The 12,391-nt window shown below is 70.8% G+C and carries 13 protein-coding genes; 7 read left to right on the top strand and 6 right to left on the bottom strand.

What is annotated here, in order from left to right:
* Positions 1 to 18 precede the first annotated feature (18 nt).
* Together ACFXJ8_RS37940 and ACFXJ8_RS37935 are read left to right on the top strand one after the other, a co-directional pair.
* Positions 19 to 696: an AzlC family ABC transporter permease gene (locus ACFXJ8_RS37940; protein ID WP_379649429.1), complete on the top strand. Its 678-nt coding sequence runs from the start codon at positions 19 to 21 to the stop codon at positions 694 to 696.
* Positions 693 to 1,016 carry an AzlD domain-containing protein gene (locus ACFXJ8_RS37935; RefSeq protein WP_379649427.1) on the top strand — a complete coding sequence of 108 codons (324 nt, stop codon included), beginning with the start codon at positions 693 to 695 and terminating at the stop codon, positions 1,014 to 1,016. The genes ACFXJ8_RS37940 and ACFXJ8_RS37935 overlap by 4 nt, the downstream gene beginning before the upstream one ends.
* A 44-nt stretch (positions 1,017 to 1,060) precedes the next feature.
* Here the strand turns inward: ACFXJ8_RS37935 and ACFXJ8_RS37930 are convergent, their stop codons facing one another.
* Both ACFXJ8_RS37930 and ACFXJ8_RS37925 read right to left on the bottom strand, forming a co-directional pair.
* Positions 1,061 to 1,597 carry a DinB family protein gene (locus tag ACFXJ8_RS37930; protein WP_379649425.1) on the bottom strand — a complete coding sequence of 179 codons (537 nt, stop codon included), beginning with the start codon at positions 1,595 to 1,597 and terminating at the stop codon, positions 1,061 to 1,063.
* A 510-nt stretch (positions 1,598 to 2,107) separates the two neighbouring features.
* A complete protein-coding gene (locus ACFXJ8_RS37925; RefSeq protein WP_379649424.1) occupies positions 2,108 to 2,671 on the bottom strand; it encodes a TetR/AcrR family transcriptional regulator in 564 nt (187 codons plus the stop codon).
* A gap of 112 nt (positions 2,672 to 2,783) precedes the next feature.
* Here ACFXJ8_RS37925 and ACFXJ8_RS37920 point away from each other — a divergent pair, with 112 nt between their 5' ends.
* The 3 genes from ACFXJ8_RS37920 to ACFXJ8_RS37910 all read left to right on the top strand — a co-directional run bounded on the left by ACFXJ8_RS37920 (position 2,784) and on the right by ACFXJ8_RS37910 (position 5,769).
* Positions 2,784 to 3,569: an SDR family oxidoreductase gene (locus tag ACFXJ8_RS37920; RefSeq protein WP_379649422.1), complete on the top strand. Its 786-nt coding sequence runs from the start codon at positions 2,784 to 2,786 to the stop codon at positions 3,567 to 3,569.
* A 153-nt stretch (positions 3,570 to 3,722) separates the two neighbouring features.
* On the top strand, positions 3,723 to 4,844 hold the full coding sequence (locus ACFXJ8_RS37915) for an MBL fold metallo-hydrolase (protein WP_379649421.1): 1,122 nt from the start codon (positions 3,723 to 3,725) through the stop codon (positions 4,842 to 4,844).
* Between the two features lies 1 nt (position 4,845).
* On the top strand, positions 4,846 to 5,769 hold the full coding sequence (locus ACFXJ8_RS37910) for a pirin family protein (RefSeq protein WP_379649419.1): 924 nt from the start codon (positions 4,846 to 4,848) through the stop codon (positions 5,767 to 5,769).
* A 32-nt stretch (positions 5,770 to 5,801) separates the two neighbouring features.
* Here the strand turns inward: ACFXJ8_RS37910 and ACFXJ8_RS37905 are convergent, their stop codons facing one another.
* Both ACFXJ8_RS37905 and ACFXJ8_RS37900 read right to left on the bottom strand, forming a co-directional pair.
* Positions 5,802 to 6,956, bottom strand: a complete 1,155-nt coding sequence (locus ACFXJ8_RS37905) for an aminotransferase class V-fold PLP-dependent enzyme (RefSeq protein WP_379649417.1) — start codon at positions 6,954 to 6,956, stop codon at positions 5,802 to 5,804.
* A gap of 13 nt (positions 6,957 to 6,969) precedes the next feature.
* On the bottom strand, positions 6,970 to 7,962 hold the full coding sequence (locus ACFXJ8_RS37900; protein ID WP_379649415.1) for a coiled-coil domain-containing protein: 993 nt from the start codon (positions 7,960 to 7,962) through the stop codon (positions 6,970 to 6,972).
* A 559-nt stretch (positions 7,963 to 8,521) separates the two neighbouring features.
* On the opposite strand from ACFXJ8_RS37900, the gene ACFXJ8_RS37895 reads away from it, so the two are divergent.
* Positions 8,522 to 8,941 carry a DUF4396 domain-containing protein gene (locus tag ACFXJ8_RS37895; RefSeq protein WP_379649413.1) on the top strand — a complete coding sequence of 140 codons (420 nt, stop codon included), beginning with the start codon at positions 8,522 to 8,524 and terminating at the stop codon, positions 8,939 to 8,941.
* A gap of 14 nt (positions 8,942 to 8,955) precedes the next feature.
* Here the strand turns inward: ACFXJ8_RS37895 and ACFXJ8_RS37890 are convergent, their stop codons facing one another.
* Complete coding sequence (locus ACFXJ8_RS37890) at positions 8,956 to 10,020, bottom strand: NAD(P)-binding domain-containing protein (protein WP_379649411.1); 1,065 nt, start codon at positions 10,018 to 10,020, stop codon at positions 8,956 to 8,958.
* A 44-nt stretch (positions 10,021 to 10,064) separates the two neighbouring features.
* Positions 10,065 to 10,691, bottom strand: a complete 627-nt coding sequence (locus tag ACFXJ8_RS37885; protein WP_379649409.1) for an Lrp/AsnC family transcriptional regulator — start codon at positions 10,689 to 10,691, stop codon at positions 10,065 to 10,067.
* A gap of 119 nt (positions 10,692 to 10,810) precedes the next feature.
* Between ACFXJ8_RS37885 and ACFXJ8_RS37880 the strand changes: the two genes are divergently transcribed.
* Positions 10,811 to 12,388 carry an ABC transporter substrate-binding protein gene (locus ACFXJ8_RS37880; RefSeq protein WP_379649408.1) on the top strand — a complete coding sequence of 526 codons (1,578 nt, stop codon included), beginning with the start codon at positions 10,811 to 10,813 and terminating at the stop codon, positions 12,386 to 12,388.
* Positions 12,389 to 12,391: the final 3 nt, after the last annotated feature.

Here is a 12,391-nt window from a genome sequence, read left to right as displayed (position 1 = left end):
CCGTTCATTCTGCACTACATGCGTTCGATTCTACGAACACTCGGTCGCGGTCCACTGCGGGACATCGCGCTGGTGTGCCTGGCCGTCGGCGTGATCGGCCTGTCATACGGCGCGACCGCTGTCTCGTCGGGGTTCCCGCTGTGGCTGCCGGTGCTCCTCGGGGTGCTCGTCCTGGCCGCCTCCTCGGAGTTCCTGTTCATCGGGATCATCGCCGCGGGCGGCAGCCCCATCGCGGCGGTGCTGGCGGGGCTGGCGGTCAACGCCCGGCACGTGCCGTTCGGGCTGGCCCTGCCCGACGTGCTCGGGTACGGCAGACGGCGGCTGCTCGGCACCCACCTGATGAACGACGAGACGGTCGTCTTCGCCATCGCCCAGGACGGCGACGACCGCAAACGCGCCGCCTACTGGGCGTGCGGTGTCGGCATCCTGATCTGCTGGCCGCTCGGCGCCCTGGCCGGTGGCCTGGCGGGCACCGTCATCGAGGACACCGGCGCGCTCGGGCTCGACGCGATGTTCCCCGCCATCCTGCTGGCGCTGATCCTGCCCGCGCTCCGCGACAGGGACAAGCGCCACGCCGCTCTGGCCGGAGCCGTGATCGCCCTGGTCACCACGCCCTTCCTGCCCGCGGGCCTGCCGGTGCTGCTCTCGCTGGCCGGGCTCGCCCTCATCGCCACCCGGCAGGAGGCACGCCGATGAACAGCCCCATCGCGCTGGTGGCCGCCGCCCTGGTGCTCGCCGCGGGCACGTTCGCCTTCCGCCTGGCCGGTCCGCTGCTGCGGGACCGGGTCAGCTTCCCGCCCAGGGCCGAGCGGCTGATGGAGTCGGCCGCCGTCGTCCTGCTGGCCGCACTGGTGGCCACGACGACGCTGACCGAGGGTCACGGTCCCGCGGGCGTCGCCAGGGTGGCGGGGGTGGCGGTCGCCGGGGTGCTGGCCTGGCGGAAGGTCCCGTTCCTGGTGATCGTCCTGGCCGCCGCGGGCGTCACCGCAGGGCTGCGCCTGCTCGGGGTTCCCTGAACGGCGGGACCGCGCCTGCTCGGGGTGCGCTGAACGGCGAGCCGTCAGCTCGGATCACGCGTCGTCGCACCGTGAAGGATGCGCAGCAGGCCGATCTCGGAGACGTTCTTGGTCAGCTCGACGGTGACCCAGCCCGCCACGTCGGCCAGCGTCTGGTCCTGCCCCCACAACCCGGCGGTCCTGTCGGCGGAGTCGAGGTCGGCGTCGGTGAGCTGCCGCAGCCGGGCCTGCCAGTCGTCCTTCAGCCCGCGCAGCCACTCGGCAGCCGCCGCGGCCGAGCCCGGCCAGGTGATCTCCTCACGCGGGGGCGCTCCGTCGCCGAAGCAGTGCCCGAGCGTGGTCGTCCACCAGAAACCGATGTGCCACGTCACCCACCCGATCGACACGGCCGGCACGGGATCGGGTTCCGGCACCTCCCAATCGGCCACCCAACGGCCCTGGCCGTCCGGGCGGACGGTCCAGCAGCGGGGCGCCGGTTCCCACAGGCACAGCGCGTCGTCGATGTCCTTGAGGTGGTACTCGAACAGCGCCCATGCGATGTCGAGCTGCCGAAGGAGAAGGTCAACCCGGGTTACGGTCATGCGCCGGAGTCTGTCACCGGCCCCGGCCGCCGTGCCATCGTTTATCGCCCGGAGCCCGTGGTCAGCCGGCCGGGCTCGCCAGCCGCTCGTCGAACCAGTCGAAGATCCGCTGGTCGACCAGGCTGCGCGCCATGGGTTCGCAGTGGCCGTCGGCGCCCTCGTCGGCGGTGAACGGCACGAGCTCCTTCGGTGCCGTCGATGGTCGCCAGGGCCGTCCCGTAGTAGGCGGTGGCCCGCAGGTACGCCTGCCTGGCGCTCACCGCCGGTAGAGCAGCGCTCCGGAGGGTCGAGGAACTCGGTTGATCATCCGCTCGTTGCTCGGGAATGACCACACCTGGCGAGTTGGCCGTCGCCAGCATCTCCCCGGCGCCGCCGGCTCCCGAGTGGATCTGCCCGAGGGCGAGCCTGCCGGCGAGGTCGCGCAGCGCCGCCCCGCCTCCGCGGCGCCGCCCAGGTCCAGCACCTCGCCGTCGGCCAGGGGCCGGGGCGGCCGGCGTCCACGACCGGCGCCTACAGGCCGCGGTCGGCGCCGATGCCGCGCAGCAGGGTGTCGACCAGGCGGGTGGCCATCGCGTCGGGGTCGCCGTCGGCTTCGGCGGCCGACTCGTGGATCAGCGCGTAGTAGACGCGGCGGGCCCATTCGAGGTCGACCTCCGGCCTGATCAGCCCCGTCGAGGCGGCTCTCGACAGCAGCCTGCGGCAGGATTCGGTCACCTCGGCGTGGATGCGGGCGACCTCGGGGTCGGCGTCCTGGGTACGGCTCATCGCGAAGCCCCAGTCGATCTTCACGCGCAGGACGTTGGCGGTCACCTGGTAGAGCGCGACCAACGGCGGGGTGCTGTCGGGGTTGGCGGCCGCGACGGCCTCGGCGAAGCGCCGGGCGGCCCACGCGGTCATGGCCTCGACCAGCGCGTCTCTGGAGGAGAAGCGCCGGTGGACGGTCGTGCGGGCGACCCCCGCCGCCTCCGCGATCTGCTCCATGCTCGCCGCCGGGTTCCTCGACAGGACCCGCTCGGCCGCTTCGAGGATCGTCATGACGGTGCGTTCCGCATCGGAGCGCAGTGCCCTTCCCATGGGCGAGACACTACACGATCGTTGCCGCTAGCGCCTGACTTGCATCATTGATGTTGCATATTCTACGTTGACCGCATCGCTTCTGATGCAGATAACGAGAGGAACGTGCGTCATGGATCTGGGACTCAAGGGCAGGACCGCCGTCGTCACAGGCGCGAGCAGGGGTATCGGGCTCGCGATCGTCTCGGCGCTCGCCGAGGAGGGGGTGAACGTCGTCGCTGCGGCGCGCACCGTGCCGCCCGCCCTGCGGGAGAGCGGCGCCATTCCGATCGCGGTGGACCTGTCGACCGCCGAAGGACCCGTCGAGCTCATCGCCCGCGCGCTCGAGGAGGTGGGCGAGATCGACGTGCTGGTCAACAATGTCGGCGGCGGTGACGGCGGGGGCCAGGTGAGCGGGTTCCTGGGCTTCGACGACGCCGACTGGCTGGCCGTCCATTCGCTGAACTTCCTGGCCGCCGTGCGGACCACCCGCGCCGCCATGCCGAGCCTGCTGCGACGGGGCGGGGCCGTGGTGAACATCTCCTCCAACGGCGCCCGCATGCCGCACGCGGGACCCGTCACCTACACCACGGCGAAGGCGGCGCTCACCGCGTTCGGCAAGGCCGTGGCCGAGGAGTTCGGGCCGCAGGGCGTGCGGCTCAACACCGTCTCCCCCGGCCCCGTGCGCACCGCGCTGTGGGAGGACCCCGAGGGGTACGGCGCGGCGCTGGCGGCCTCGATGGGCCTGTCGCTGGAGCAGCTGCTGGCCGGGCTGCCCGGGGCGACGGGGATGACCACGGGCCGCCTGGTCGAGCCCGCGGAGGTCGCCGCGCTGGTGACCTACCTGGCCTCGCCGCTGGCGGCCAGCGTGACCGGCGCCGACTTCGTCATCGACGGCGGCGCGATCAAGACGGTCTGAGATCGAGGGGAGGCGGTGCCCGCATGCGGGAATGGCTGAGAGTGGCCTCAGGATGCGGGCGCAGGGGAACATATCGCGATATATCGTGCTAGGCGGGAACACGTGAGCCTCCGGACGCGGTTGTCGGGAGGGACCGACTTGGGAGTGTGAGCGATGGCGGCGAAACGGACGGTACGGCGACTGATCGCGGGTGGGGCGGCGCTGGCCGCGGCCGGCTGGGCCCTGCGCGACGTGCCCGCGGAGCTGGGCGTCCGTCCGTTGACCTCGGGCGAGGAGCGGGCGAGCAGGATCCGCCGCTCCCCGCAGTTCGGGGACGGCGCCTTCTTCAACCCCATGCCCGAGCCGACCAGGGTGGGCGCGCCCTCCCCTGCGCTGCTGCGCGAGCTGATGAAGGACCGCGAGTCGCGCAGGCCCGCGGGCCCGATCCCGGTGCGCACCCCTCCCGCGAGCGACCCGTCGCCCACCGGGCTGAACGTCGTCTGGTACGGCCACGCCTCCACCCTCGTGGAGATCGAGGGCAGGCGGGTGCTGTTCGACCCGGTGTGGAGCCGGCGGGTGTCCCCGACGCCGTTCGTCGGGCCGCTGCGGCACCATCCCCTCCCTGTCGCCATCGAGCAGGTGCCGAAGGTCGACGCGATCGTCATCTCGCACGACCACTACGACCACCTCGACCTGTCGACGGTGCGCAGGCTCACCCGCATCTCCAAGGCGCCCTTCCTGGTGCCACTGGGCATCGGGGCACACCTGGAGCGCTGGGGCGTGCCGCTGTACCGGATCATCGAGCTCGACTGGGAGGAGGAGGCGAGCGTCGCGGGCCTGCGGTTCGTCTCGACGGCGGCTCGCCACTTCTCCGGCCGCTCGCTGACCCGCAACGACACGTTGTGGGGCTCCTGGGTGGTCGCCGGCGCCCAGCGGAAGGTCTTCTACGCGGGCGACTCCGGCTACTTCGAGGGGTACGCCAAGATCGGCGCGGATCACGGCCCGTTCGACCTGACGCTGATGCCGATCGGCGCCTACAGCCCCTCGTGGCCCGACATCCACATGAACCCGGAGGAGGCGGTGAACGCCCACGTCAACCTGGGCGGATCGCTGCTGCTGCCGGTGCACTGGGCGACGTTCACGCTGGCGCTGCACCCGTGGGCAGAGCCGGTCGAGCGGCTGTGGCGCGAGGCGAAGGCCCGCGATGTGAAGATCGTCGTGCCGCGGCCGGGCGAGCTCGTCGAGACCGCCTCCGCCCAGGCGGTGGACGCCTGGTGGCAAGCCGTACAGTCATAGCGTGAGCAACGTGGAGCCGAACCCGCGGGAGACGGTGTGCGCGGCGGGCGCGCCCGTCCGCGAGCTGGTGAAGGGGCACGAGGTCGCGCTCGGCGGTCCGCGCGCGATGACGGTGACCCGCACTCTTCCCGCGGTCGGGCGGCGGATGGTGGGCGCGTGGTGCTTCGTCGACCATTACGGCCCCGAGACGGCACGGATGCGCGTGCCGCCGCACCCGCACACGGGTCTGCAGACCGTCACCTGGCTCGTGGCGGGCGAGGTGCTCCACCGTGACAGCCTCGGCAGCCACCAGCTGGTACGGCCCGGCGAGCTCAACCTGATGACGGCAGGGCGCGGCATCTCCCACGCCGAGGAATCGCCGGAGACGGAACTGCACGGCGTGCAGTTGTGGGTGGCGCTGCCCGAGGAGTCGCGCCAGGTGGCGCCGCGCTTCGAGCACCACGGCGACCTGCCGGTGGTGCGCGGCCCTGGTCACGAGTCCACGGTCGTCATGGGCTCGTTCGGCGGCGCGAGGTCACCGGCGACCGCCTACACGCCGCTGGTCGGCGTGGAGGTGTCGGTCGACGGCGAGGCCGAGCTGCCGATCCGGCCGGATTTCGAGCACGCCGTGCTGACACTGGACGGCTCGCTGACCGTCGACGGGGAGGCGCTGCCCGTGGGCCCGCTGCTCTACCTCGGTCTCGGCCGCTCCTGCCTGCGGGTGTCGGGGCAGGGCAGGCTCCTGCTGATCGGCGGCGTGCCGTTCGAGGAGCAGATCGTGATGTGGTGGAACTTCGTCGGCCGCACGCACGAGGAGATCGAGGCCTTCCGCAAGGAGTGGACGCAGGGCGCGCTGTTCGGCGAGGTCACCGGCTTCGACGGCGACCCGCTGCGCGCCCCCGCCCTGCCCACCGCGCGGCTCAAGCCCCGCGGCCGGGTACGTTAGACGTCACAGGGCTAGGCGTCACAGGGCAGGCGTCACAGGGCCTCGAGCAGGCGGCCGACCTCGTCCTCGGTGTTGTAGTAGTGCACGGAGGCGCGCACGGCCGAGGCGGGTGAGACGGTGTCGAAGCGCTGGTCGGGCTCGGTGGAGCTGACGTTGATGCCCTGCTCGCGCAGGCGCAGCTTCACCTGGTCGCTGTCCTGTCCCGCCACGGTGAACGTGACGATGCCCGAGCGCTTGAGGCCGCGGTCGTGGACGGTCACGCCCGGCTTGGCCTCCAGGGCCGCGCGCAGCCCGGCGGCCAGCTCCGACACCCTGGGCTCGATGGCGTCGAGGCCGATCGACAGCGCGTAGTCGACGGCGGCGCCGAGGCCGAGCTGCCCCGCGAAGTAGCGCTCCCAGGTCTCGAACCTGATCGCGTCATCGCGGATCTCGTAGTTGGACGGCGTCCGCCACTTGGCCGAGTGCAGGTCGAGGAACGGCGGTTCGATCTCGGTCAGCACGCTGCGCCGTACGTAGAGGAAACCCGTGCCGCGCGGGCCGCGCAGGAATTTGCGGCCGGTGGCCGAGAGCATGTCGCAGCCGATCTCGGCGACGTCGACGGCGATCTGGCCGACGGACTGGCAGGCGTCGAGGAGGTAGAGCACGCCCGCGGCGTTGCACAGCCTGCCGACCTCGGCGGCGGGGCTGACCAGGCCGTTGTGGGTGGGCACGTGGTTGATGGCCACCAGGCGGACCCCGCCCTTGGCCAGCTCCGCCTCCAGGATGCCGAGGTCGATGGTGCCGTCGGCGTCGTCGGGGATCACCTCGACGACGACGCCGCGCGAGCGGGCGACCTGGAGGAAGGCGATGCCGTTGCTGACGTACTCGCTGGTGGTGGTCAGGATCCTGTCGCCCGGCTGGAACGGGATGCCGTAGAAGGCCATGTCCCAGGCGCGGGTGGCGTTCTCGATGTAGGCGATCTCGTCGCGGTGCGCGCCGAGCAGGGCGGCGACGGAGTCGTAGAAGCCCTCGACCCGCTCGGCCGCGCGGTCCTTGGCCTCGTAACCGCCGATGGTGCATTCGAGGTCGAAGTGATCCTTGACGGTGTCGATCACAACCCGAGGGGGCAGTGCCGCTCCGGCGTTGTTGAGGTGGACCACGTTCGCGCAGCCGGGAGTCTCCGCCCGCGCCTTGTCGATGTCGATCACGGACAGAAGGGTATCAATAGACAGAAATGTGCGGATGATCGTAGTGGTTGGCCGTGGTGCCGCCCCTGTTCGACATCACCCGCCACGAGCCGGTCCTGACGTGCCAGATCCGCTGGCGGTAGATCACGTACATGATGCCCAGCCGCCCGGCGTTCTTGACCACCCAGGCGGAGATCTCGTTACCCCTTTTCACCTCCGCGGCCGAGGGCATCGCGCCGCCGCGGCTCAGCATGAAGTCGCAGGCGCGCCCCATCGGGTGCTCTCCGCCGTCCTGGATCGCCCGGTAACACCCGATCCCGTACGGCACGCCGAACCGCTCCGCGATGAGCTTCTTGACCAGCCGCATCCTGGGCGTGATGTTGTCGGGACCCGAAGGGAGCTGAGGCACCCACGACCCGTCGGGCCTGCGCACGCCGGGCGTCGGGTAGAGCAGGTCGATCCTGTCCTTGATCTTCTCGATGACCTTCTCGGCGTCCTTCTTCTGCGCCCCGAGCTCCTTGATGCGCGCGCCCAGCTCGTCGGCCCGCGCCTGCGCGTCGGTCTTGGCCTCGCGGTGCTGGTCGCGTACCTGCGTGAACCCCTCCAGGCGGGCGCCCTGCTCCTCGCTGATCGCGCGCAGCGTGGCCATGCCCGCCATGTCGACCTCGCCGAGCAGGGCGGGGACGATGCCGAGCCCGCCCGACATGTACTGCTCGGTGGCCATGAGGCGCAGCTGGGCCGACTCCCTGTCGTAGTCAGCCTGGGCGACCTTCAGCCGCTCGCGGGCCTTCTTCTCCGCCTTCTCGACCTTCTGCAGCTCGACGCGGCTGCTGTAGTACTCGGCGATCAGCTTGTCGGAGTTCTTCTGCAGCTCGGCCAGCTCTTTCTTGAGCTGTTTGACGGTCGGCTTGGGCTTGGCGAGGCTCTGCGCGGGCGGCAGGGTCACGGGCATGGTCACCACCAGGCCCGCCGCGAGCAGGAGGCGGAGCGGGGGGCGCCGCCGGTCGCCGGGGGCCGCAACCGCCACGCTTCTCCTTTGTCCGAGGGGGGACGGCGCCGGGGAGAGCGCCGTTCGATCCGATGGACGATAGTAGAGGATTGATTGAAAAGTACGACATCGGGGCCCCGGCATCAGGACTGCTCTCTCCCGCCGGAACCGGCATCTGGCCTGCGGGGATCGTTCCAGGACCACCAGAGCGGGGGCGTCGGGGAGAGGTCCGGGTGGAGGCGTCGGCGGAGTCCCGGCGCCACTCGACTCACCGGTCTCGGCGCGGACAGACATCCGCATATCAGGACGTAAGCCCCACATCCCACTATATGGCTAGATCTGTTGTCGAACTATGCCGTGTAGTACGCTCTTCCACAAAGCTCGATATATACCCATAGGGGGTATAAGTTCCCGAGCAGACACCTGAGCGAAAGAGCGTGAAATGTCGGAAACGCATGGACATCACGGGCACCACGAACACCACCCTCAGCATCACGATCACCACGCTGGACACGGTGACCACGCTGGACACGAGGGTCACGGTGGTCACGAGGGTCACGAGGGTCACGAGGGTCACGGTGGCGGCGTTTCGTGGGGCATGGCCGCCACGGCGACGCTGCACTGCCTGACCGGATGCGCCATCGGCGAGGTGCTCGGCATGGTCATCGGCACCGCGCTCGGCTGGTCGAACGCGCCGACGATCGCCCTGGCCGTCGCGCTCGCCTTCGTGTTCGGCTACCTGCTCACCATGCTTCCCGTGCGCAGGGCCGGACTGAGCTGGAGCCAGGCGCTGAAGGTGGCGCTGGCCGCCGACACGGTCTCGATCCTGGTCATGGAGATCGTGGACAACGGCGTCATGCTCATCATCCCCGGCGCGATGGACGCGGGGCTGTCCTCGGGCCTGTTCTGGGGCGCGCTGGCCGTGGCGTTCCTGGTGGCCTTCCTGGTGACGACGCCGATCAACAAGTGGCTCATCGGCAAGGGCAAGGGCCACGCGGTGGTGCACGCCTACCACTGAGCGGGCCGGGCCGATCAGGCGGCCGCCCTGGTGGCGGCCAGGAGCCTGCGGACGTTCAGGGCGGCGGTACGGCCGGCGCGGTTGGCGCCGACCGTGCTGGCCGACGGCCCGTATCCGACGAGCTGCAGGCGCGGTTCCTCAACCGCCTGGGTGCCGTCGACCCTGATACCTCCGCCCGGTGTGCGCAGGCGGAGCGGGGCCAGGTGGTCGAGCGCCGAGCGGAAGCCCGTCGCCCACACGATCGCGTCGGCCGCCTCGAACCCGCCGTCGGCCCACGCGACGCCGTCAGGCTCGATCCTGGCGAACATCGGCAGCCGGTGCAGCGTCCCCTTCTCCAACGCCTCCAGCACGACGGGCGTGTAGCCGAGGCCCGTGACGCTGACCACGCTCTGCGGTGGCAGGCCCTGCCGTACCCGCTCCTCGACCTGGGCCACGGCGTCCCTGCACGCCTCCTCACCGAAGTCGTCGTCGCGCCAGACCGGCGGGCGGCGGGTGACCCAGAGCGTGGCGGCCGCGACCCCGCCCAGCTCGGACAGCACGTGCATCGCCGAGGCGCCGCCGCCCACCACGACCACCCGCAGTCCGGCGAACCCGTCCGGCCCCCGGTAGGCGGCGTAGTGCAGCTGCCTGCCGAGGAAGCCCGACCCTCCCGGGTAGTAGGGCCAGTAGGGGCGCGTCCACGTGCCGGTGGCGTTGACGACCGCCCTGGCCGCCCACCGCCCGGCGTCGGAGTCGACCACGAGCCTGTCGTCGTCGCCCCGCGTCACCGCGCGCACCTGGACGGGGCGCACGACCTCCAGCCCTACCTCCTCCTCGTACGCGCCGTAGTAGTCGGGCACGACCAGCGCGGCGGGCGCGCGGCCGTCGGCGGACTGCTCCCTGTGCAGGCCCGGCAGGTCGAAGATGCCGTGGACCTTGTCCATGGTCAGCGACGGCGAGCGGTGCCGCCACGCCCCTCCCGGCCCGTCGGCGGCGTCGAGCACCACGGGGGCCAGGCCGAACCGGTCCAGGAAGTAGGCGCTGGACAGACCCGCCTGCCCCGCCCCGATCACCACGACATCCGTCTCGTTCACGTTCATGCCCAACCACGGACGCGTCCCCGGCCTTCCCGAACCGACAGAGGTCAGCCGTCCTTCCTGAGCGCGGCGCGACCCTCGGCCGCGCCGACGAACCGCATCTTGCCCAGCGGCACCTCCGCGGCCTCCGGCGTGGCCCTCCTGCTCGTCCGGCCCGCCGCGTCACGGTCGGTGGGCAGCACGTAGGGCCGTCTGAGCACCTCGTCCAGGATGAACACGGTCTCGGTGGCCTTCACCGCCGGAATGTTGGCCATCCGCTCGGTCACCAGCCGGTGCACCTCCGCCACGTCGGAGACCCGCACCTGGATCATCGCGTCGTGCTGCCCGGTGGTGATCGCGCAGTACTCCACCTCGGGCATCCGCGCCAGCTCGGCCCTGAACTGCTTCCACATCTGCTGCCGCACGGTCACGAAGACGAGCGCGGTGATGCCGAGCCCAGCGCGCACGTGGTCGATCTCGGCGGTGAAGCGCTTGATGGCGCCGTCGGCGCGCAGCGCCTCGAAGCGGGTGTAGGCGTTGGCCCGCGAGATGCCCACCCGTTCGGCCAGCGCGGCGACCGAGATCCTGCCGTTCTCCCGCAGGACCTCGAGGATCTTCATGTGGGTGGCGTCGAGATCGAGCCCGATGCCGATCCGTCCAGCCGGATCCCCAAGCCTTCCACTATTGCCAGACATTTCCGTCATTGTGTGGCCAATCCCTTCAGGTCTATCTCACCCATATGACATGAGCTGGACATTTTGCCGCACAATCCTCGACCAACCAGAACCAACCGTCCAGCTTCGGAGGACACCCCATGGCGACCCGCTCTCAGACGGCAGCACTGCTGGTCGTCGGTGCTCTCGCGCTCGCCGCCTGCTCCGCGGGCGGCGTCAAGTCGTCGGCCGCCCCGCAGTCCGGCGCCAAGACCCTCGTCGTCGACACGTCCTTCGACCTGAAGACCGCCGACCCCGGCCGCACCTACGAGCCGACGGGCCTGTTCGTCGGCAAGGCCGTCTACGAGACGCTGCTGACCTTCGACGGCGCCGACGTGACCAAGCCGGTGCCCGCGCTGGCCGAGTCCTACGAGCTGTCCGAGGACGGCAAGGTCCTGACGCTGAAGCTCAAGCAGGGCGCCACCTTCGCCGACGGCTCGCCCGTGACGGCCGACGACGTGGTGTTCTCGCTGACCAGGGTGCGCGACATGAAGGGCACCCCCTCGTTCCTGCTCGACGGGGTCGAGGTGGCCAAGACCGACGCCTCGACGATCACGCTGACCTCGAAGGCGCCCAACCCGGCCCTGCCGTACATCCTGCCCAACCCCGCCCTCGGCGTACTGAACAGCAAGGTCGCCAAGGAGCACGGGGCGACCACGGACGCCGGCGACAAGGCCGAGCAGTACCTGAACTCCGCCTCGGCGGGCTCGGGGCCGTACACGATCGAGTCGTTCAACCTGACCAGCCAGGTCGTGCTCAAGGCCAACCCCAAGTACTACGGCGCCAAGCCCGCCTACGACCGGGTCGTCATCCGCAACGTCGAGGCCGCCACGCAGAAGCTGAACGTCCAGCGCGGCGACAGCCAGGTGGCGCTCAACCTGTCCGGCGACCAGGTGTCCGGCATGCCGTCGACGCTGCAGGTGCAGAAGACCGCCTCGGCGAACGTCATCTTCCTGCTGGCCAACCAGGACTCCGCGGTCAGCAAGACCACGCCGAACGCCAAGTTCGTCGAGGCGCTGCGCAAGGGCGTCGACTACGCCGGGCTGCTGGAGCTGGCCGGCGAGGGCTCGACGCAGGCGCCGGGCATCATCCCGTCGCAGCTGCTCGGCGCGCTGCCCGCCGACCAGGCGGCCAAGCGCGACGTCGAGGGCGCCAAGGCGGCGCTGGCGGCAAGCGGAGTGAAGAACCCGACGGTGAAGCTGGAGTACCCGAGCGAGCTGACGGTCAACGGGCTGTCGTTCCAGCCGCTGGCCGAGCGCCTCCAGGCGAACCTGAAGGAGGTCGGGATCACCGTCGACCTCGCGCCCGCGCCCGTCACGACCGCGCTGGACAACTACCGCAACGGCAAGGAGGAGCTGGGCCTGTGGTACTGGGGCCCCGACTACCCGGACCCGAGCGACTACCTGGCCTTCCTGCCCGGCAAGCTGGTCGGCCTGCGCGCCGGCTGGAAGGACGGCGCGGCCAAGGACATCTCCGCCGCGGGCGACAAGGCGGCCACCGCGATCGGCGACGAGGCGCGCAAGGCGGCCTACGCGGAGGTCCAGCAGAAGCTGAACGAGGGCGGGCCGTTCATCCCGCTCATCCAGCCGAGCCAGAACATCGTGACCGCCGCGTCGGTGTCCGGGCTGGAGTACCACCCGGTCTGGACCGTCGACCTGGCCGACCTGACCGCCAAGTAGGCC

Origin of the sequence: Nonomuraea sp. NPDC059194, from assembly GCF_042754765.1 — a bacterium.
GTDB lineage: Bacteria > Actinomycetota > Actinomycetes > Streptosporangiales > Streptosporangiaceae > Nonomuraea.
This window is presented reverse-complemented; position numbering and strand designations above follow the sequence as displayed.